This is a genomic window from Microbacterium jejuense (assembly GCF_019511665.1).
Taxonomy (GTDB): domain Bacteria; phylum Actinomycetota; class Actinomycetes; order Actinomycetales; family Microbacteriaceae; genus Microbacterium; species Microbacterium jejuense_A.
On sequence record NZ_JAEUAW010000015.1, the window covers coordinates 1 to 16,636 of the forward strand.

The 16,636-nt window shown below is 69.7% G+C and carries 26 protein-coding genes and 4 tRNA genes; 11 read left to right on the forward strand and 19 right to left on the reverse strand.

What is annotated here, in order from left to right; all coding sequences use genetic code 11:
* Positions 1 to 10: 10 nt before the first annotated feature.
* The 4 genes from JNB62_RS15820 to JNB62_RS15835 are packed head-to-tail and all read right to left on the reverse strand — an operon-like array spanning position 11 to position 2,288.
* A complete protein-coding gene (locus JNB62_RS15820) occupies positions 11 to 370 on the reverse strand; it encodes a hypothetical protein (RefSeq protein ID WP_220301868.1) in 360 nt (119 codons plus the stop codon).
* A 3-nt stretch (positions 371 to 373) separates the two neighbouring features.
* Positions 374 to 568, reverse strand: coding sequence for a hypothetical protein (locus tag JNB62_RS15825; protein ID WP_220301869.1), 195 nt, complete (start codon positions 566 to 568; stop codon positions 374 to 376).
* Positions 565 to 2,007 carry a ParB/RepB/Spo0J family partition protein gene (locus tag JNB62_RS15830; protein ID WP_220301870.1) on the reverse strand — a complete coding sequence of 481 codons (1,443 nt, stop codon included), beginning with the start codon at positions 2,005 to 2,007 and terminating at the stop codon, positions 565 to 567. Before JNB62_RS15830 ends, JNB62_RS15825 begins: the two co-directional genes overlap by 4 nt.
* A gap of 23 nt (positions 2,008 to 2,030) precedes the next feature.
* Positions 2,031 to 2,288, reverse strand: coding sequence for a DUF3263 domain-containing protein (locus JNB62_RS15835; RefSeq protein WP_220301871.1), 258 nt, complete (start codon positions 2,286 to 2,288; stop codon positions 2,031 to 2,033).
* A gap of 47 nt (positions 2,289 to 2,335) precedes the next feature.
* Here JNB62_RS15835 and JNB62_RS15840 point away from each other — a divergent pair, with 47 nt between their 5' ends.
* Entirely contained in the window at positions 2,336 to 2,554 is a 219-nt protein-coding gene (locus JNB62_RS15840; protein ID WP_220301872.1) for a hypothetical protein, read from the forward strand.
* Between the two features lie 5 nt (positions 2,555 to 2,559).
* Here JNB62_RS15840 and JNB62_RS15845 read toward each other — a convergent pair whose 3' ends face one another.
* From JNB62_RS15845 to JNB62_RS15890, 11 genes are read right to left on the reverse strand one after another with little or no spacing between them, the layout of a single operon-like run.
* Complete coding sequence (locus JNB62_RS15845; RefSeq protein WP_220301873.1) at positions 2,560 to 3,015, reverse strand: hypothetical protein; 456 nt, start codon at positions 3,013 to 3,015, stop codon at positions 2,560 to 2,562.
* Positions 3,015 to 3,821 (reverse strand): helix-turn-helix domain-containing protein, encoded by an 807-nt coding sequence (locus tag JNB62_RS15850; protein ID WP_220301874.1) that lies wholly within the window; start codon positions 3,819 to 3,821, stop codon positions 3,015 to 3,017. Before JNB62_RS15850 ends, JNB62_RS15845 begins: the two co-directional genes overlap by 1 nt.
* Positions 3,818 to 4,054 (reverse strand): hypothetical protein, encoded by a 237-nt coding sequence (locus JNB62_RS15855; protein WP_220301875.1) that lies wholly within the window; start codon positions 4,052 to 4,054, stop codon positions 3,818 to 3,820. The genes JNB62_RS15850 and JNB62_RS15855 overlap by 4 nt, the downstream gene beginning before the upstream one ends.
* Positions 4,051 to 4,746, reverse strand: a complete 696-nt coding sequence (locus JNB62_RS15860; protein WP_220301876.1) for a hypothetical protein — start codon at positions 4,744 to 4,746, stop codon at positions 4,051 to 4,053. Before JNB62_RS15860 ends, JNB62_RS15855 begins: the two co-directional genes overlap by 4 nt.
* The gene (locus tag JNB62_RS15865; RefSeq protein WP_220301877.1) at positions 4,743 to 4,952 is read right to left on the reverse strand and encodes a hypothetical protein; all 210 of its coding nucleotides are present in this window, start codon (positions 4,950 to 4,952) and stop codon (positions 4,743 to 4,745) included. Before JNB62_RS15865 ends, JNB62_RS15860 begins: the two co-directional genes overlap by 4 nt.
* Positions 4,949 to 5,080 carry a hypothetical protein gene (locus tag JNB62_RS19460; protein WP_262985929.1) on the reverse strand — a complete coding sequence of 44 codons (132 nt, stop codon included), beginning with the start codon at positions 5,078 to 5,080 and terminating at the stop codon, positions 4,949 to 4,951. Before JNB62_RS19460 ends, JNB62_RS15865 begins: the two co-directional genes overlap by 4 nt.
* 9 nt (positions 5,081 to 5,089) lie before the next feature.
* Positions 5,090 to 5,761, reverse strand: coding sequence for a phage antirepressor KilAC domain-containing protein (locus JNB62_RS19635; protein WP_220301878.1), 672 nt, complete (start codon positions 5,759 to 5,761; stop codon positions 5,090 to 5,092).
* Positions 5,758 to 6,006: a hypothetical protein gene (locus JNB62_RS15875; protein ID WP_220301879.1), complete on the reverse strand. Its 249-nt coding sequence runs from the start codon at positions 6,004 to 6,006 to the stop codon at positions 5,758 to 5,760. Before JNB62_RS15875 ends, JNB62_RS19635 begins: the two co-directional genes overlap by 4 nt.
* Positions 6,003 to 6,401 (reverse strand): hypothetical protein, encoded by a 399-nt coding sequence (locus JNB62_RS15880; protein WP_220301880.1) that lies wholly within the window; start codon positions 6,399 to 6,401, stop codon positions 6,003 to 6,005. Before JNB62_RS15880 ends, JNB62_RS15875 begins: the two co-directional genes overlap by 4 nt.
* Positions 6,398 to 6,634 carry a helix-turn-helix domain-containing protein gene (locus tag JNB62_RS15885; RefSeq protein ID WP_220301881.1) on the reverse strand — a complete coding sequence of 79 codons (237 nt, stop codon included), beginning with the start codon at positions 6,632 to 6,634 and terminating at the stop codon, positions 6,398 to 6,400. The genes JNB62_RS15880 and JNB62_RS15885 overlap by 4 nt, the downstream gene beginning before the upstream one ends.
* Positions 6,634 to 6,876, reverse strand: a complete 243-nt coding sequence (locus tag JNB62_RS15890) for a hypothetical protein (protein ID WP_220301882.1) — start codon at positions 6,874 to 6,876, stop codon at positions 6,634 to 6,636. The genes JNB62_RS15885 and JNB62_RS15890 overlap by 1 nt, the downstream gene beginning before the upstream one ends.
* Positions 6,877 to 6,968: 92 nt before the next feature.
* Between JNB62_RS15890 and JNB62_RS15895 the strand changes: the two genes are divergently transcribed.
* The 3 genes from JNB62_RS15895 (at position 6,969) to JNB62_RS15905 (ending at position 8,957) form a co-directional block, all read left to right on the forward strand.
* Positions 6,969 to 7,268 carry a hypothetical protein gene (locus JNB62_RS15895; RefSeq protein ID WP_220301883.1) on the forward strand — a complete coding sequence of 100 codons (300 nt, stop codon included), beginning with the start codon at positions 6,969 to 6,971 and terminating at the stop codon, positions 7,266 to 7,268.
* Between the two features lie 273 nt (positions 7,269 to 7,541).
* Positions 7,542 to 7,778, forward strand: coding sequence for a helix-turn-helix domain-containing protein (locus tag JNB62_RS15900; RefSeq protein ID WP_220301884.1), 237 nt, complete (start codon positions 7,542 to 7,544; stop codon positions 7,776 to 7,778).
* 21 nt (positions 7,779 to 7,799) lie between these two features.
* The gene (locus JNB62_RS15905; protein WP_220301885.1) at positions 7,800 to 8,957 is read left to right on the forward strand and encodes a tyrosine-type recombinase/integrase; all 1,158 of its coding nucleotides are present in this window, start codon (positions 7,800 to 7,802) and stop codon (positions 8,955 to 8,957) included.
* Positions 8,958 to 9,110: 153 nt separating this feature from the next.
* Here JNB62_RS15905 and JNB62_RS15910 read toward each other — a convergent pair.
* Positions 9,111 to 9,186: transfer RNA gene (locus JNB62_RS15910), tRNA-Val, on the reverse strand.
* A 157-nt stretch (positions 9,187 to 9,343) separates the two neighbouring features.
* Between JNB62_RS15910 and JNB62_RS15915 the strand changes: the two genes are divergently transcribed.
* The 3 genes from JNB62_RS15915 (at position 9,344) to JNB62_RS15925 (ending at position 9,638) form a co-directional block, all read left to right on the forward strand.
* Positions 9,344 to 9,416 (forward strand) — tRNA-Gly (locus tag JNB62_RS15915).
* 53 nt (positions 9,417 to 9,469) lie between these two features.
* A tRNA-Cys gene (locus JNB62_RS15920) sits at positions 9,470 to 9,540 on the forward strand.
* A 26-nt stretch (positions 9,541 to 9,566) separates the two neighbouring features.
* Positions 9,567 to 9,638: transfer RNA gene (locus JNB62_RS15925), tRNA-Val, on the forward strand.
* 45 nt (positions 9,639 to 9,683) lie between these two features.
* On the opposite strand, the gene JNB62_RS15930 is transcribed toward JNB62_RS15925, so the two are convergent.
* Positions 9,684 to 9,896, reverse strand: coding sequence for a KTSC domain-containing protein (locus JNB62_RS15930; RefSeq protein WP_220301886.1), 213 nt, complete (start codon positions 9,894 to 9,896; stop codon positions 9,684 to 9,686).
* 183 nt (positions 9,897 to 10,079) lie between these two features.
* On the opposite strand from JNB62_RS15930, the gene thrS reads away from it, so the two are divergent.
* Together thrS and JNB62_RS15940 are read left to right on the forward strand one after the other, a co-directional pair.
* Entirely contained in the window at positions 10,080 to 12,074 is a 1,995-nt protein-coding gene (gene thrS / locus JNB62_RS15935) for a threonine--tRNA ligase (RefSeq protein WP_308291829.1), read from the forward strand.
* A gap of 65 nt (positions 12,075 to 12,139) precedes the next feature.
* Positions 12,140 to 12,721 (forward strand): HIT family protein, encoded by a 582-nt coding sequence (locus JNB62_RS15940; RefSeq protein ID WP_220301887.1) that lies wholly within the window; start codon positions 12,140 to 12,142, stop codon positions 12,719 to 12,721.
* Positions 12,722 to 12,791: 70 nt separating this feature from the next.
* On the opposite strand, the gene pdxY is transcribed toward JNB62_RS15940, so the two are convergent.
* Complete coding sequence (pdxY, locus tag JNB62_RS15945; RefSeq protein ID WP_220301888.1) at positions 12,792 to 13,643, reverse strand: pyridoxal kinase PdxY; 852 nt, start codon at positions 13,641 to 13,643, stop codon at positions 12,792 to 12,794.
* 7 nt (positions 13,644 to 13,650) lie between these two features.
* Complete coding sequence (locus JNB62_RS15950; RefSeq protein WP_220301889.1) at positions 13,651 to 14,991, reverse strand: aminotransferase class I/II-fold pyridoxal phosphate-dependent enzyme; 1,341 nt, start codon at positions 14,989 to 14,991, stop codon at positions 13,651 to 13,653.
* Between the two features lie 130 nt (positions 14,992 to 15,121).
* Here JNB62_RS15950 and pdxS point away from each other — a divergent pair, with 130 nt between their 5' ends.
* Both pdxS and pdxT read left to right on the forward strand, forming a co-directional pair.
* Positions 15,122 to 16,012, forward strand: coding sequence for a pyridoxal 5'-phosphate synthase lyase subunit PdxS (pdxS, locus tag JNB62_RS15955; RefSeq protein WP_220301890.1), 891 nt, complete (start codon positions 15,122 to 15,124; stop codon positions 16,010 to 16,012).
* Positions 16,009 to 16,632: a pyridoxal 5'-phosphate synthase glutaminase subunit PdxT gene (gene pdxT, locus JNB62_RS15960; RefSeq protein WP_374451092.1), complete on the forward strand. Its 624-nt coding sequence runs from the start codon at positions 16,009 to 16,011 to the stop codon at positions 16,630 to 16,632. Before pdxS ends, pdxT begins: the two co-directional genes overlap by 4 nt.
* Positions 16,633 to 16,636 lie beyond the last annotated feature (4 nt).

The following is a 16,636-nucleotide window of genomic DNA, read 5'->3' on the forward strand; positions in this document are numbered from 1 at the left end:
TCCGGACGCGTCAGATGTTTATAAGAGACAGCTCCTTGGGTGTGGGTGTCGGGGTTGGGGTGGTGCGCGGGTGGCGCGGCTTCCAGCGGTAGTTGTCTGGACGGCCGGCGAACTGCTCGTCGACGTCGGCCTGGCGGGCGATGACGGTCGATTCGGGTGGGGTGATGCCGAGCCGGCGTGCGATCGCGGCGGGGCGGGCGTCGCGGGCGCGGGCCTGGTGGTACCGGATGTCGGTGATGGAGCGGACGTGCGCGTAGAGGCAGCACATGCCGTGGTCGCGGGTGGCGGGGCAGTCCTTCTCCCGCCGGCATCCGGCGGCGTAGCCCTCGGGGGTGCCGTGCTGGGTGCCGGCGGGGAGTTGGACTGTCATGGGTCAGCTCTCGGTCGGCAGCGCGGCGAGGGTGGTGGTCCACCAGACGCGCGGGGTGACGTTGGATGCTTCGAGCTCGACGTGCTCGCCGCGCAGGTTCTGGATGATCCAGCGGACGCGGCCGACCTGCACGACGTCGCCGATGCGCGGGCGGGCGACGAGGGGACGCGGCCGCGGTGCCGCCGTCCTGGCGCTCACTCGTCGCCTCCGTCCTCGTCGGCGTCGCCGTTGTCGTCGTTCGCGGCGGCGGCGCGCTCCGTTGCGGTGGCCAGGTGCTCTCGGTCGGTGTCGGTGAGCTCGTAGCCGACCTCCCGGAGGAAGTCGAAGTACTTCACGGCCCCGGCGAGCGTGATGCCGTTCTCGAACGTGGCGATCGCGGCGGCGACGAGGATGCGGAGACTGGGCACCGACGGTTCTGCGATGAGGGCGGCGAGCGCGTCTTCGGCTTCGACGCCGTACTGGCTGTGATCGTCGCTGCCGGTGAGGATCTGCATGGCGATGCCGGCGGGGATCCAGTCGCCCCAGCTGATCTGGGCGCCGAGCGCGGCGGCCATGAGGTCGAAGTGAGCAGCGGTGGGGCGGAGGCGTCCGGTGGTGAGGTAGCCGTGGAGCCACTCGCGGCGTGCCCGGGTGTTCGCTTCGCGCAGCTGCTCCGCCTCGCGCCATGCCTGACGCTCACGCGCGCGTTCGGCTTCGATTCTGAGGTCCTCTTCGATCTCCTCGGGCGTCCGCTCGGGTCGAGCTGCCGTGCTGTCGTGGCCGTTGCCCTGCCAGTCGGTGCAGACGTAGAGGATCCAGTCGTTGGGCTGCGTGGCGAGGTAGTACGCCTGCGCCTTGTGGATGATGGCGGCGTGGCCGGGGCACTCGATGTGCTCTTCGACGCGGATGCCGAGACGGTCGAGGGTGCGGCCGGCGTTGTCTTTGCCGCGCCACCATTCGCTGTCGTAGGTGATGACCTCGGCGAGCGCGATGCCTTCGGCGTCGAGCTGCGCCTTGAGGGTGGCGATGCGGCTGTCGACCTCGCGCTGCGTGCGCTGGGTCTCGACGTCGCGCTTGAAGTTGGCCGGGTTGGTGGTGGCGGTCTCGATGAGCTTCTGCTGCAGGTTCGGGTGGTCCTCGAACTCGGCGATGATCGCGGCCTGTTCGAAGTCGATCGACGGGTCCTCGTCGACGAGCTTGGCGGCCGCGGCCGAGGCGGTGATCTTGAGGCCGGCGCGGACGCGGTCGGGCTTCTCGCCGAGCTCGCGGGCGATGTCGGCTGGCGTCTTCCCGAACAGCTCGAGCTTCCTGTAGCCCTGGGCGAGCTCGCGGGCGCTGAGGGCCTTGCGGCGTTCGTTCTCGACGATCTGCTGCTCGAGCTTGAGGACCTCGTCGGTGTCGTCGCCGGCCCGGACGATGACGGTGATCTCGTCGAGGCCGGCGGCGATCGCGGCGCCGACGCGGCGGTGCCCGACGAGGATGACGTACCCGTCGATGTCGGCGTCGAGCATGACGGTCGGGGGCTGCATGATGCCGTGCCGCTTCACCGACGCGACGAGCTCGTCGTCGGGGGTGGCGTCGGCGCGCGCCTGGTCGCGTACGCCGAGTGTTCGCGGGTCGATCTGCATGAGCGTGAGCTCGGGGGCGTTGGTGGTCATGTCGGGTCTTCCTCTCCTGGGTGTCAGCGGCCGCGGCCGGCGCGCTGCTGGTGCTCCGTCTGGCGGTTCATCGACTGCCGGCGGAGACGGTTGGTGAGCATCGGGTCGATGCGGAGTGCGTCCTCGGTCCAGATGAGGCGGCCGAGGAGCTGGTAGTAGCGGGCGGGGGTGATGCCGAGTGCGGCCGGGATGTCGGCCTCCTTGCGGGTGGTGTGCTTCCCGCGGTCGCGTTCGAACGCGAGCAACTGCTCGTCGGTCACTTTCGGCGAGCGCACGGTCATCGAGCAGCCCCCTCATGGAGGGGCGCGGTGGCCGTAGACTGCGCGGCATGGCGAATGCTGACGACACCGAGACGATGGACACCGCCGAGGCGTTCCAGGCGGCCCGCGAGAGCTTCTTTCACGCTGAGCGAGTGAGCCTCGAGGCGGTGAAGAGCGCGGCGTCCCGGGACCAGACACTCTGGGAGCTGGCGGATGCGGTGAACTCGATCGCGTACGGCCTGAAGATCCTCACCTCGGCGCTCGAGGGGCAGCCGAAGGCTGAGTAGCCCGGTCACAGCTCGAACTCCTCGACCTCGGCCAGCCGGCGGACGTGGAGGGTGAAGCCGGGCTTGGTGACGAGGCCGTCGCTGTCGTTGACGTGACGGATCTCGGCGCGCGGCTTGACCATGAGGTCGGGGGTGTCGTCGCGGACGACGCCGGCAACGACGAGGGCGTCGAACAGGGGCTTTTCGAGGCGGGCGAGATTGTCGACGTCGCGCCGGCGGTTGAGTGCGTACCACTGGGTGAGCAGCGCCTCGCACTTCGCCATCTCCGGAATGCGGGCGGCGATCGTCAATTTGAGGGCGAGGTCCTTCGCGGCGGCGACGGCGCGGTGCCGGTACCGCCAGTTGCCCTGGGGGCCGTTCGCGGGGATCGGGTTGGTTGGCCAGCTGAACGACAGGATCCACAGGTCGGGCTCGGGGTGCGAGTGACCAGAGACCTCGAGGGCGGTGGGCGTGGTGGTCATCAGAACCGGGCTCCTCTCTGCGTGAGCTCGGCGTGCTCGAGTGCGATCTCGTCGGCGCGGATCAGCCAGCGGCCGCGGCGTCGCTCGTCGGTGCGGACGGTGTTGCGGATCGTCTGGATGACGTACGCCGTCGGGTCGAACACGCGGGCCGGACGGGCGGCGGCGATGATCTCGTCGGCGAGGGCGTCGAGCTGCGCGTCGTCGAACGTCGACGGGAGCCAGGTGCCGACCGAGGCGAACACGTCGGCGTGGTGCAGGGGGTGGCCGTAGGTCGCTGAGACGGTGGCGGGTGTGGGCTTGGGTCCGGTCCCCGCGGCGAGCGCGTTCGCGTCTGTAGGTACTTCTGGGACCTGACCAGTAATAGTCAGGGGGGTGCTTACGGGAGGGGTGCAATCTGGGTTGCACCCATTCGCGTGGAGATTGCACCCATTCTCGAGGCCGGCGTTCGGCCGACCGCAACCCACTGCACCCATTTCTGAAGGGTTATCCACAGGGTGGCCGGCGTTGAGGCGGGGGTCGATCTCGTCGAGCTGCGAGTACTCGGCGGGGGTCGGGAAGACGAGGAATTCGGCGCGGCGGCCGGGGAACGCGAACGCGGTGCGGGCGACGAGGCCACGGCCGATGAGCTCGTCGACGATCTGCTGCACGCGGCGTTCCTTCGCGCCCGACCAGGTGAGCATCTTCTGCATGCCGGGGTGTGCGACGCGCGTCTCCTTGGAGGCGTCGTCGCAGAGCGCCATGAGCACGAGCTTGGTGGTGGCGTGGAGGTCTATCTCGGCGGCTTGTTCGAGGTGGTGGATGCTCATCGGGTGCGGCTCCAGTACGTGCGGCGGGCCTCGTTGCGCGCCCACCGGAAAGCGGCGCCGAGGCTGGGGAACCGGGTGCGGTTGCCGGCGTGCAGGATGGGCTCACCCTTGGCGTTGCGCGCGTTGTACCGGTAGACGGCCCAGACGATCGCGCTGCGGCGTGCCTCACCGAAACGGATCGGCACCGCCTCGGGGCGCACGTACCAGCGAGGGCCGGGTGTTGTGGCGGTCATGCTGCGAAACGCTCCTCGTAGGGCTCAGGGTGGGCGGGCAGGCCGAGGTACTCGCGGTCGCGCTGGATGGTCCGGTCGGAGACGCGGAGCATGTGGGCGATCTCCTGGTCGTTGTAGCGGCGCCCGTTGAGGGCGGTGACGGCGATGTGTCGCTCGGCGCGGGTGAGGGGGACATATGTGCCTTCGTCGACGACGAGCTGCACGGCGACCTCGTCGACGTCGACCGGCTCGCCCGTTTGCGGGGCGTCGTCGAGGTCGATGTCGTCCCAGTCGATGGGGCGTGCCCAGTCGTTCCGCCGTGCGACGGTGCGGGCGTACGAGGCTTGGCGCTTCTCGGCACGGTTGGTCTGTGGCGGCTCGCGGTCGGAGAGCGTGTCGTAGAGGGTTGCGACGGCCTCGTGGGTGGCGAACGTGACGCGGTCGGCATACAGCCACACGTGCACCTGGTCGTGGCTGACGCCGAGCCGGTGTGCGAGTGCGCGCTGTGACCAACCGATTGCGGTGAGCGCCTGCAGGCGGCGGCGAGCGCCACGAGCGTCGATGATGGAGCGCAGGACGTCCTGACGTCCTGCGGCGACCATGTGGCGGTACCAGTACTGGTAGTCGCGGCGGTAGGCCTTGCAGGCGTCGTCACGGCATCCGTGCTGGATGTAGCAGGTGTGGTCGTGCTTGTGGTCGGCGGGGCAGGTCATGCGTCGACCGCCTCTCGCATCGTGATGACCGTCCAAGCGGAGGGGCCGGCGAGGCTCGTGCCGTCGGCGAAGTCGACGCGGATCGCATCGGACATGCGGCCGTCGTTGTGGCGCAGTTGCTCGACGTTCTCGACGGTGCCGGCGGCGACGAGGTCGAGCACCTGGTCGCCGGGCACGAGCTCGCAGAGCTTCACTGCGGCGGTCACGGGTGCACCAGCCAGGTGAGGCCCTCGGCGAGCGCGGGCGCGATGATGACGACGAACAGGACGGCGAGGAAGCCGATGCCCCAGTCCTTCGCGGTGGGGTTGTCGGGGTGTCGGGTGTCGGGTCGCATTGTGGGCTCCTAGTCGAAGAGCTGCGGGTGTGGGGGCCGCTCGGGCGCCCGGTCGGGGTGCAGTGCGTGGAGCGTCCTCGCGAGGTGGTGGAGGCCGTCAGGGGTGACGTGCAACTGCGGGTAGGTGCGTCGGTGGGCGCGGTTCGCGGCGGGGATGGTGACGTCGCGGACGGTGAGCCAGCCGTTGCGGCGGGCAAGGTTCGTCATCGCCCAGTCGGTGCCGGCGCGTTCGATCCAGCCGATGTGCTCGAGGTGAGCGAACAGGCCGTGCTGCCCGATCGTGATGGCCGGGTCGTCCGAGAGGATGCGTGCGGCGAGCGCGACCGGGTACGAGCCGATGAACGCGGGTGCGCGGTGCGCGAGGTCGAGGACCTCGTCGGTGAGCAGCTGCTCGATGGTGGTGCGCAGCCAGTCGAGGAACTCGGTGGCCTGAGCGGTGCCGGCGGCCTCGCAGCGCGCGATCGCGTCGTCAAGGTCGTAGTACGCCTGCCCGTCGATCTCGCGCGCCCACGTGTCGCCGAGGAGCGTCTCGCCGCCGGACCAGGGGCGGATGCCGGCGAGCTGCTCGACCTGGTCGGCGCGGGCGTACACGGCGCCGTCGACGACGATGGTGAGGTCGCCGTGCCCGATCCAGCGGGGGATGAGCTTGCGGGTCTGCGCGAGCTCCACCACGGCGGTCACCGCTCGCCCTCGTCGGCGGAGCCGGAGAAGATGTGCGTCGGCGGGCGGTGCGTGGTCGTGTGCGCGTTGGCGACCTGCTGGTCGATGACGTCCTGCAGCACTAGGGCACCGAGGCGGTGTGTGTTGCGACGGGGCGCCCGTGCGGCGCGCGCGAGGGTCGTCATCGCGGCGAGTGCGAGGACGATGGCGATCGTCGCGAACACGAGAGCGAGCACGGCGAGGATGCCGGCGTACTGCCCGGTCATGCTGCACCTGCAGTGAGAAGGTCCGGGGCGCCCGCCTTGGGGGTAGCGGCGGAGGGAAGCGCCTCAGGCGCCCCGGACTGTGCGGCCGTGGTCTGGGGTTCCGCGGCCGCGGCGACGTCAGTGGGGGCCGACGTCGAACTGGTGGGGTAGTGCTGCAGGCGGGCGCCACGCTTGACGTCCAACTCCGCGGGCGTGAGCTTGCGGTCACGGTGCAGCGCTGCCTCGATCGCGTAGCTGCGTGCCGCGGCGAGGGTGCCGCCCGTCGAGACGACGTAGGCGATCATGCTCTGGGCCGACTCGATCCCCTGGTAGGGGTCGCGGCCGCGGTCGATCGCGCGCTGCACGCCGTCGATCGCGTACCGCGTGTCGAAGTCGTCGGGGATGCGGTCATTCATCGCGCACCTCCCGCGACCTTGCGGGGAGCGCCGAACTGGACGACGTTGCCGGCCTGGTGTGCGCACTTCTCGCCGTCGGCCCATGCCTCGGCGCAGTCCTCGCGGACAGTCCAGCGGCCGCCCTTGGTTGCCTGGGTGCCGTGGAGCTCGCGGCCCTCAAGGGCGCGGCGGACGGTGACGGGGTGCCGGCGTGTCGCGTCGGCAACCTCGGCGACGGTGAGACGGCGAAGCATCAGACCACCGCCGCGGGGGTTGTGCCCCACACGCTGAGGTCGAGGGCCGTTGCGATGCGGCGCGCAGTTTCGAGGCGCAGCAGGGCAGGGCGTTCCAGTTGGCTCTTGAGCGTCTCGGCGTCGACGCCGGTCTCACGCTCGAGCCATGCCCAGGGGACCGGACCGCGCGGGTACAGCTTCGCCAGCGCGACCTCTGCGAAGTCAGCCGGCTCCGGGAGAGCGTGAGAGGCGCGATTGGTCATGCGCCCAAGCTAGTTGGACGATTCTCCAAACGCAAGTATCAAGCGGACAAAAGAATGCTCTGGATCACCAAACGAGCAGGATGGATGACCACATGAACCGTATGATCGCCAGCATGAACATCACCGACGACGAGTGGACCGAGGCCGCGGTTGCGCAGCTCCGAGACGACGTTCGAGGCCTGCCGGGAGGCGCAAAGGCCTTTGTCGCCGAACACTCGGCACGCCTCGGCACGAAGTACGACGCGTTCGCCGGCTACCTCCGAGGCGACACCCCGATCCCGTACCAGACCTTCATGCGTTCGGTCAGCATCCTCGGCTACACCGCCGAGGAGTTCGATGCGCGGATCACGCGGCGGATCGAGGCTGAGCGGCGTCGGCGGGGGACGCGATGAGCTTCCGCAGCTCCGCCCGCGCGACGGCGAGGGGCGGGCAGATGCGACCGATCGCCTGCAGGGCGCAGGGTACGTCGCACTCTTGGGAACAGATGATGTGGCTGGTCATGCGGGGGATGCTCACTCGTTCTGGGGTCGATGGGGAGTCTGGGAAAGCGTTCACAGATGAGAGCAGTCTCATCTCGGGCCGTGGTTTAAGCAAGGGTTCTACCCCAAATGAACTAGAACGCGGCAACGTCGCCCGGCCGGCCGCGGCGTCGCTACGGTCGCACCGTGACGGACGTGGGGGCCCTGAGTCGTGCGGTCGCACGCATCCTCGTCGACGCGTGCGACGAGCTGTTCGTTACGCAGACCGAGCTCGCGCGTCGATCCGGCGTCTCGCAGTCGCAGATCTCGAAGCTGCTGAGAGCCGAACGCGAGATCAAGCTCGGGCAGCTCGACGCGATCTGCGCGGCACTTGGGCTCTCGATCGTGGCCGTCGTCGCGGAGGCCACCAACCCCGAGCCCTGACCCCGGTGGAGGGAGGCGGTCATGGCCTGGACTGAGAAGCTGCCCTCCGGCCGGTACCGCGGGCTCTACTATTTGCCCAGCGGCGAGCGCCGTTCTGCCGGCACGTTCGCGCACAAGAAGGCGGCGAAGGACGCGGCGATCGAGGCTGAGGCCAAGGTCAAACGGCCTGGGTGGCGTGACCCTCGTGTCGGGCTGACGACGTGGGGGGAGTGGCACGACATCTGGTGGCCGTCGCGTGCGATCGAGCCACAGACGTCGGCGAGCGAGGAGTCGATGATCCGCAACCACGTGATGCCGCGCTGGCGTGACGTGCCCCTCGCTGAGATCCGCCGGCAGGATGTGCAGGCGTGGGCTGTGGGGCTGGTGACCGAGAACCTCGGCACCGATGACGAGCCGAAGTATCGCAAGCCGTCGACGGCACGGCGAGTGCTCGGGCCGTTCGTGTCGAGCCTGACCGCCGCGGTGGATGCCGAGGTGATCGTCGCCAACCCGGCGGTCCGTATCAAGCTGCCGCCGAACCCTGAGCCAACGCCGGTGTTCCTCACGCGCGAGCAGTACGCGGCGATCGCTGACCAGGTGTCGAACCGCGCCGATCGCGCCGTGCTCGACTTCCTTGTCGGGACCGGTGTGCGGTGGGGCGAGCTCGCGGGTCTGCACGTGCACAACCTGAACCTCGAGCGCGGCGTCGTGACGGTCGTCGACGTGACGGATGGCATCGAGATCAAGCCGTACCCGAAGGGCCGGCGGTCGCGGCAGGTGCCGCTGCTGCAGTGGGTGGTCGACTACCTGGATGTCCCGGATCCGCCGAAGCCGTGTGGGCTGCCTCACCGTCACTCTCGGCGGTGCCTGTCAGGGCTCGCCTTCCCTGCAGCTCGTGGGGGAGTGCGGGACGACCGCAACTTCACGCAGCGGGTGTTCGCGCCGGCGGTGAAGGCGGCCGGCCTCGAGGACCTGGGCGCATCGCTGCATGATCTCCGCCACACGTACGCGAGCTGGCTAGCTCAGGACGGTGTCCCGCTCGGCCGCATCGCCGAGCTGCTCGGGCATGCGAGCATCACGACGACGGAGATCTACGCCCACTTCCAGCCGGCCACTCACGACGACGTCGCGCACGCGCTGCGGCCGCCGCAGCTGGCACCCACGGCGCCGGCGGCCGGCGGATTGCGAGCGGTGAAGTAGCCGGCGCCGACGCAACGAAAGAGGGCCCCTCGCCGTAGTGGCGAGGGGCCCTCTTTCGCATGCATGGGGCGGCATGCCCCACGTTTGCCCCACGGCGGCGCGGCGAGCGCGTCGGTGGAAATGCGAAAGGCCCGGATAACCGGGCCTTTCTTGTGGTGGGCGATACCAGACTCGAACTGATGACCTCTTCCGTGTGAAGGAAGCGCGCTACCAACTGCGCCAATCGCCCGCGCCCCCGAGGGGGACGAGTAACGATAGTACCGGATGCCGAGGGGTGCCTCGAACCACAACGGTGTGACACGCGCGGGCTGCATCTGGTTTTGCATGCGGCCGAGCATCGGCTAAAGTCTTACAAGTGCCCGGCGCGAGAGCGAAGGGAACGAAATGCGGATGTAGCGCAGTTGGTAGCGCATCACCTTGCCAAGGTGAGGGTCGCGAGTTCGAGTCTCGTCATCCGCTCAAGTGCAGGGATCCCCTCCAGGGATCACGGCACGTGGGGTCAAACCACACGCGGTGGCGTGGCCGAGCGGCTAGGCACCGGCCTGCAAAGCCGTTTACACGGGTTCGAATCCCGTCGCCACCTCGCCGACAACTGAACAGCCTCTTTAGGCGCGATTGGCGCAGCGGTAGCGCGCTTCCCTGACACGGAAGAGGTCACTGGTTCGATCCCAGTATCGCGCACGCAAGAAACCCTCGGTTCACCGGGGGTTTTTTTGTTGCTCGCCATCAGCGCACGTGCTCGTCGGGGTACACGTCGCGGATGCGCTCGCGAAAGAAGCGTCCCGCGCTCTCGGCCGCGAGCAGCCCGCGGTGGATCGACGGCGGCACCGCGAAGTACCGATAGACCTCGCCGGACGTGAACTCCAGCTCGAGCACGGCCGTGCCGGCGTCGTAGCCGGCCGATGCGATGGCCGTGGAGTCGAGGCGGTCGCGTCGCATCGCCCCAGGCTACGCCGAGTACGCCCCGGTCACTGGGTAGAATCGTCGCGTGGAACTCGTCTGGTCGATGGACTCGGCGGCATACAAGGCCGACACGCGAACGCTCGGCGCCTGAGCGGGCGGGGCGCGGCGTGCGCCCGAAGCTGAGTAGCCTTGATCCGAGCCATTCCCAGGAGAGTTTCCGTGACTGACGCTGTGCCTTATCCCGCCGACGGCTTCGCCCTGTTCCCCGACCGATCCGTGGTCGCACTGAGGGTGAACGGCGAACTGAAAGACCTCGCGACGGTGGTGACCGAGACGGATGCCGTCGAGCCGGTCACCATCGACAGCCCCGACGGGCTGGCGATCCTGCGCCACTCGACGGCGCACGTGCTCGCGCAGGCCGTCCAGCGCATCAACCCGCAGGCGAACCTCGGCATCGGCCCGCCGATCACCGACGGCTTCTACTACGACTTCGGAGTGGAGCATCCCTTCACCCCCGAGGACCTCAAGGCCATCGACAAGGAGATGCAGCGCATCGTCCGCGAGGGCCAGCGCTTCGTCCGCCGCGTCGTCACCGACGAGGAGGCGCGGGCGGAGCTCGTGGACGAGCCGTTCAAGCTCGAGCTGATCGGCCTCAAGGGCGGCGGCGCCGAGAAGACCGAGGGCGCCTCCGTCGAGGTCGGCGCCGGCGAGCTGACGATCTACGACAACGTCGACCGCGACGGCCAGACCGTGTGGAAGGACCTGTGCCGTGGACCACACCTGCCCAACACCCGCCTGATCGGCAACGGGTGGGCCCTGCAGCGCGTCGCGGGCGCGTACTGGCGCGGCAGCGAGAAGAACCCGCAGCTGCAGCGCATCTACGGCACCGCCTGGCCGACCAAGGACGAGCTGCGCGCGTACCAGACCCGCCTCGAGGAGGCGGCCAAGCGCGACCACCGCAAGCTCGGCAAGGAGCTGGACCTGTTCTCGTTCCCCGACGAGATCGGCTCGGGCCTGTCGGTGTGGCACCCGAAGGGCGGCATCGTCCGGGGCGAGATGGAGCAGCACGCACGTCGCCGTCACATCGCCGGCGGCTACACCTACGTCTACACGCCGCACATCTCGAAGGAGGACCTGTTCCTCACCTCGAACCACCTCGTCACCTACAAGGAGGGCATGTTCCCGCCCATCGTGATGGACGAGGAACGGGACGAGAACGGCGAGATCACCAAGCAGGGCCAGGACTACTACCTGAAGCCCATGAACTGCCCGATGCACATCCTCATCTACAAGGAGCGCGCGCGCAGCTACCGTGATCTGCCGATGCGTCTGGCCGAGAACGGCACGGTGTACCGCAACGAGCTGTCCGGCGCCCTGCACGGCCTCACCCGCGTGCGCGGCTTCACGCAGGACGACTCGCACCTGTTCGTCACCCCCGAGCAGCTCGAGGGCGAGGCGACCCGCGTGCTCGAGTTCGTCATCTCGATGCTGCGCGACTTCGGTCTCGACGACTTCGAGCTCGAGCTGTCGATGCGTGACGACGAGAAGGACAAGTGGATCGGGTCGGACGAGTTCTGGGAGTACTCCACGAACGCGCTGCGCAACGTCGCCCTGGCCAGTGGTCTGAAGCTCACCGAGGTTCCGGGCGAGGCCGCGTTCTACGGGCCGAAGATCGACCTCAAGACCCGTGACGCGATCGGCCGCACGTGGCAGCTGTCGACCGTGCAGGTCGATCCGAACCTGCCGGAGCGCTTCGAGCTGGAGTACACGGACCGCGACGGCCAGAAGAAGCGCCCGATCATGATCCACCGCGCACTGTTCGGGTCGATCGAGCGGTTCTTCGCGATCCTGCTGGAGCACTACGCGGGTGCGTTCCCGGTGTGGCTGTCGCCGGTCCAGGTCGTGGGGATCCCGGTGGCGGAGGAGTTCGCCGACTACCTCGGCGGGGTCGTCGACCAGTTGAAGGCCGAAGGCGTCCGCGCCGAGCTCGACCACTCGGACGACCGCATGCAGAAGAAGATCCGCACGCACACCACCCAGAAGGTGCCGCTGCAGCTCATCGCCGGTGCGCAGGATCAGGCCGCGGGCACCGTCTCGTTCCGGTTCCGCGACGGCTCGCAGGAGAACGGCGTGCCGATCGCCGATGCGGTGCGCCGCGTGCGCGAGGCGATCGCCACCCATACCCTCGTCAACACGGCGGAGGACTTCGCGTGAACGACGACCCGCTTGCGGGGAGTCGCGAACGCGAAGTCACGGTCCCTGAGCCTGTCGAAGGGCGCGTGAACGACGAGGCCGGACCCGGCGGCGCTGCGGAGACGGATGCCGCCGACCCGGCCCTCGTCGACGCCGCGACCCTTCCGGGCGTGCCGGACGAGTTCCAGCGGCTGTGGACCCCGCACCGGATGGCCTACATCCAGGCGGGTCCCGAAGTGCTGCGCACGGACTGCCCGTTCTGCGAGGCGCCGCGCAAGTCCGACGAGGACGGCCTCATCGTCTTCCGCGGCCGCACCGCGTACGCGCTGCTGAACCTGTTCCCGTACAACTCGGGGCACCTGCTGGTCTGCCCGTACCGCCACATCGCGACGTACGACCAGGCGACCGACGAAGAGGTCGCCGAGATCGGCGCTCTCACGCAGCAGGGGATGCGGGTGCTGCGTCAGGTGTCGCGCTGCGACGGGTTCAACATCGGCATGAACCAGGGCCACGTCGCGGGTGCGGGCGTCGACGAGCACCTGCATCAGCACATCGTGCCGCGGTGGGCCTCCGACGCGAACTTCTTCCCGATCATCGCCAAGACCAAGGCGCTGCCCCAGCTGCTGGGCGACGTGCGACGCGCGGTCGCGGACGCCTGGAACGCCTGAGCGCAGAGAGAGCGCCCCGACAGCAGAGAAGGGGATGCCGCGGGCCGCGGCATCCCCTTCTCGACAGCCGTCAGCGCACCTGCTCGACGGCGAACTGCAGACGCGGGTTGGCGTACGCCTCCTGCGACTCGATGAGCTGAAGCTCGCGCTCGCCCGAGGCGTGCGTGCGCTCGAGCAGGTCGAAGACGCTCGACGTCGTGCGGGCCAGCGCGTCGGCTGCGTCGCCGGTGCGGCGGTAGTGGGCCGTGAACAGCGCGGCGGTGACATCGCCCGAGCCGTTCGCCTTCATGGGAATGTGCGGCGTCTGGACGATCCATGCGCCGTCGTCGGTGACCGCGAGCATCTCGATCGTCCCTTCGGGGCGGTCGGGGCGCTCGACGCTGGTGACGAGGACCGTGCTCGGCCCCATCGCACGAGCGAGGTCGGCGGAGGCGAGTGTCGACTCGAGGTCGGCGGGCTCGGTCTCGGTGAGGAAGCCGAGCTCGAACTGGTTGGGCGTGATGATGTCGGCCGCCGGCACGACACGGTCGCGCAGCAGCACCGGGATGGCGGGGGCGACGAAGCAGCCCGACTTGGCGTTGCCCATCACGGGGTCGCACGCGTAGACGGCGTCGGGGTTCGCGGCCTTCACGCGGGCCACCGTGTCGAGGATCACGTCGGCGATGCCCTCGCCGCCCTGGTAGCCCGACAGGACAACGTCGATGCCGGGGAACGCACCGCGCTCCTCGATGCCGAGGATCACCTCGCGCACGTCGTCCGGGCTGATCATCGGACCGCGCCACGCGCCGTACCCGGTGTGGTTGGAGAAGTTGACCGTGTACACCGGCATGACCTCGACGCCGATGCGCTGGAGCGGGAACACGGCTGCCGAGTTGCCGACGTGGCCGTAGGCGACCGCCGACTGGATCGAGAGGATCTTCACCGCTCGATCATCCCACTTCCCGCACGAGGGCCCTGCCGCGTGCGGCGGCCACGGCGCCCGCGAGGTCGGCGGCCAGCTGTGCGGCATCCGCGTCGTCCAGGTCGTGGACGGTCAGCCGCAGGCGCTGCGAAGGCTCGTCGCCGGCGAGCACGAACTCGTCGCCGGCCCGCGCCAGCCAGCCGCGGCGCATGAGCTGCTCCGAGACGGCGCGCGCGGCCACGGGCAGCGGGAGCCACAGGTTGAGGCCGTCGCCGGCGGCGGCTTCCAGCCCGTGCTGCTGCAGCAGCGACACGAACGCCGCGTTGCGCGACGCGTAGTGCGCGCCCGCACGTGTGATCGATGCGGCGGTGGCGGCATCCGTCACCAGCGCGTGGGTCAGCCGCTGCAGCAGGTGACTGACCCATGTGGTGCCCGGTGTCAGGCGCATCGCGAGCCGCTCCGCCGTCTCGCGATCGGATGCGGTCACCGCCAGGCACATGTCGGGCCCGAGGAACTTCGACACCGAGCGCACGAGCGCCCAGCGGCGGTGCCCGGGCGAGATCAGCGAGTGGAAGGGCTGCTGCGAGAGCATCGAGAAGTGGTCGTCCTCGATCACCAGGACGTACGGGTGGTCGCGCAGGACGTCGCGCAGCTGCGCGGCGCGCTCCGCCGACAGGCTGGCACCCGTCGGGTTCTGCGCACGGGGCGTGTGCACGACGGCGCGCACGCCCTGCTCGAGGGCCGCGCGCAGTCCTCCGACGGTCATGCCCTCGTCGTCCACCGGCACGGGGACGGCGCGGTAGCCGCCGATGCGGACCGTGTGGATGCTCGTGAGGAAGCACGGGTCCTCCAGCGCGACGGCGTCATCGCGCGTCAGCGCCTGGGCGAGAAGACGCTCGACGGCGTCGGCGGCGCCGCTCGTGATCGTGAGGCGCAGATCGTCGGCGTCGAGGTCGCGGGCCATCCAGCCGCGGGCCCACTGCTCCAGGCCGGGATCGATGACCGGCTCGCCGTACAGGACCGGCCGCCCGGCCATGCTCGCCAGCGCGGGCGAGATGTCGGGGATGAGGTTCGGGTCGGGGTTGCCCGTGCCGACGTCGCGCAGCACGCTGTCGGGTGCGAAACCCTCCTGCGCGACGGGGGACAGGTCGGCCACGCGCGTGCCGCCGCGACCGCGCGTGACGACGACGCCCGCCTGCGTCAGCTGCCGGTACGCGGCCACCACGGTGTTGCGGTTCACCCCGAGCTCGTCCGCGAGCGAGCGCACCGGGGGGAGGGCGTCACCGGGACGCAGGTGCGCGCGCTCGATGAGGGCCCGCACGCTGTCGGCGATCTCGGTCGCGGATCGGCCGCGGATGTCGGAGGTCATGGCACCGTCCCTGCTGTTCGCCGGTCCGCCGATTGTAGGACGCAGACCATGCTATCTTTTGGCCTAGGTCAATATCCGCATTGTCCTCATCCGTCGCGCCGCACGCGCGACCCGTCGAAGGAGAACCCCAGTGACCACTGCCGACACGGGAACCGACCGCGTCAAGCGCGGCCTCGCCGAGATGCTCAAGGGCGGCGTCATCATGGACGTCGTCACGCCCGAGCAGGCGAAGATCGCCGAGGACGCCGGCGCCGTCGCCGTCATGGCGCTGGAGCGCGTGCCCGCCGACATCCGCGCCGAGGGCGGCGTGTCGCGCATGAGCGACCCGGACATGATCGACGGCATCATCGACGCCGTCTCGATCCCCGTGATGGCGAAGGCGCGCATCGGCCACTTCGTCGAGGCGCAGGTGCTGCAGCAGCTCGGCGTCGACTACATCGACGAGTCCGAGGTGCTCTCACCCGCGGACTACGTCAACCACATCGACAAGTGGAACTTCACGGTGCCGTTCGTGTGCGGCGCCACCAACCTCGGCGAGGCGCTGCGCCGCATCAACGAGGGCGCGGCCATGATCCGCTCGAAGGGCGAGGCCGGCACCGGCGACGTCTCGGAGGCGACCAAGCACATCCGCAAGATCAACGCCGAGATCAACGCGCTGCGCTCCATGAGCAAGGACGAGCTCTATGTGGCCGCCAAGGAGCTGCAGGCGCCTTACCAGCTCGTGGCGGAGGTCGCCGAGACCGGCAAGCTGCCCGTCGTGCTCTTCGTCGCCGGCGGCGTCGCGACGCCCGCGGACGCGGCGATGATGATGCAGCTCGGCGCCGACGGCGTGTTCGTCGGGTCGGGCATCTTCAAGTCCGGGAACCCGGCCGAGCGCGCGGCGGCGATCGTCAAGGCGACGACCTTCTACGACGACCCCAAGGTGATCGCCGACGTGTCGCGCGGGCTCGGCGAGGCGATGGTCGGCATCAACGTCGCGGACCTTCCCGCCCCGCACCGGCTCGCCGAGCGCGGCTGGTGACGGCTCCGCGCGTCGGCGTCCTGGCGCTGCAGGGCGACGTCCGCGAGCACGCCCGCGTGCTCGCGGACCTGGGCGCCGACGTCGTGGCGGTCCGGCGGCCCGACGAGCTCGCCGCGGTCGACGGCCTCGTGATCCCGGGCGGCGAGTCGAGCGTCATCGACAAGCTCGCCCGCGCGTTCGGGATGCGGCATCCGATCCGCGAGGCGATCGCCGACGGGATGCCGGTCTACGGGACGTGCGCCGGCCTCATCCTGCTCGCCGACCGCATCGCCGACGGCGCGCCGGGGCAGCAGACGTTCGGCGGGCTCGCCGTGACGGTGCGGCGCAACGCGTTCGGCAGCCAGGTCGACTCGTTCGAGGTCGACCTCGACGTCGAGGCGCTGGGGGGCCCGCCGGTCCACGCGGCGTTCATCCGCGCACCGCTCGTCGAGGAGGTCGGTCCCGGGGCAGAGGCGCTCGCGACCCTCGACGACGGCCGCGTCGTGGCCGTCCGCCAGGGCGCCTTGCTCGGCACGTCGTTCCACCCCGAGGTGACCGGGGAGCGACGCTTCCACGCGCTCCTGCTCGATCTCGTGCGCGAGCGCGTGAGCCGAACCCGTGCACGCGACGCTGCGGGGTAGATTC

Excerpts from the sequence above, each read along its gene's own strand:
- JNB62_RS15855 (WP_220301875.1), bottom strand. The coding sequence starts at position 4,054 with ATGACCGCCACAACACCCGGCCCTCGCTGGTACGTGCGCCCCGAGGCG.
- JNB62_RS15830 (WP_220301870.1), bottom strand. The coding sequence starts at position 2,007 with ATGACCACCAACGCCCCCGAGCTCACGCTCATGCAGATCGACCCGCGA.
- JNB62_RS15820 (WP_220301868.1), bottom strand. The coding sequence starts at position 370 with ATGACAGTCCAACTCCCCGCCGGCACCCAGCACGGCACCCCCGAGGGC.
- JNB62_RS15890 (WP_220301882.1), bottom strand. The coding sequence starts at position 6,876 with ATGACCAATCGCGCCTCTCACGCTCTCCCGGAGCCGGCTGACTTCGCA.
- JNB62_RS15930 (WP_220301886.1), bottom strand. The coding sequence starts at position 9,896 with ATGCGACGCGACCGCCTCGACTCCACGGCCATCGCATCGGCCGGCTAC.
- JNB62_RS15845 (WP_220301873.1), bottom strand. The coding sequence starts at position 3,015 with ATGACCACCACGCCCACCGCCCTCGAGGTCTCTGGTCACTCGCACCCC.
- JNB62_RS15860 (WP_220301876.1), bottom strand. The coding sequence starts at position 4,746 with ATGACCTGCCCCGCCGACCACAAGCACGACCACACCTGCTACATCCAG.
- JNB62_RS15905 (WP_220301885.1), top strand. The coding sequence starts at position 7,800 with ATGGCCTGGACTGAGAAGCTGCCCTCCGGCCGGTACCGCGGGCTCTAC.
- JNB62_RS15885 (WP_220301881.1), bottom strand. The coding sequence starts at position 6,634 with ATGCTTCGCCGTCTCACCGTCGCCGAGGTTGCCGACGCGACACGCCGG.
- JNB62_RS19460 (WP_262985929.1), bottom strand. The coding sequence starts at position 5,080 with ATGCGACCCGACACCCGACACCCCGACAACCCCACCGCGAAGGACTGG.
- JNB62_RS15880 (WP_220301880.1), bottom strand. The coding sequence starts at position 6,401 with ATGAATGACCGCATCCCCGACGACTTCGACACGCGGTACGCGATCGAC.
- JNB62_RS15950 (WP_220301889.1), bottom strand. The coding sequence starts at position 14,991 with ATGACCTCCGACATCCGCGGCCGATCCGCGACCGAGATCGCCGACAGC.
- JNB62_RS15835 (WP_220301871.1), bottom strand. The coding sequence starts at position 2,288 with ATGACCGTGCGCTCGCCGAAAGTGACCGACGAGCAGTTGCTCGCGTTC.
- JNB62_RS15840 (WP_220301872.1), top strand. The coding sequence starts at position 2,336 with ATGGCGAATGCTGACGACACCGAGACGATGGACACCGCCGAGGCGTTC.
- JNB62_RS15850 (WP_220301874.1), bottom strand. The coding sequence starts at position 3,821 with ATGAGCATCCACCACCTCGAACAAGCCGCCGAGATAGACCTCCACGCC.
- JNB62_RS15875 (WP_220301879.1), bottom strand. The coding sequence starts at position 6,006 with ATGACCGGGCAGTACGCCGGCATCCTCGCCGTGCTCGCTCTCGTGTTC.
- JNB62_RS15895 (WP_220301883.1), top strand. The coding sequence starts at position 6,969 with ATGAACCGTATGATCGCCAGCATGAACATCACCGACGACGAGTGGACC.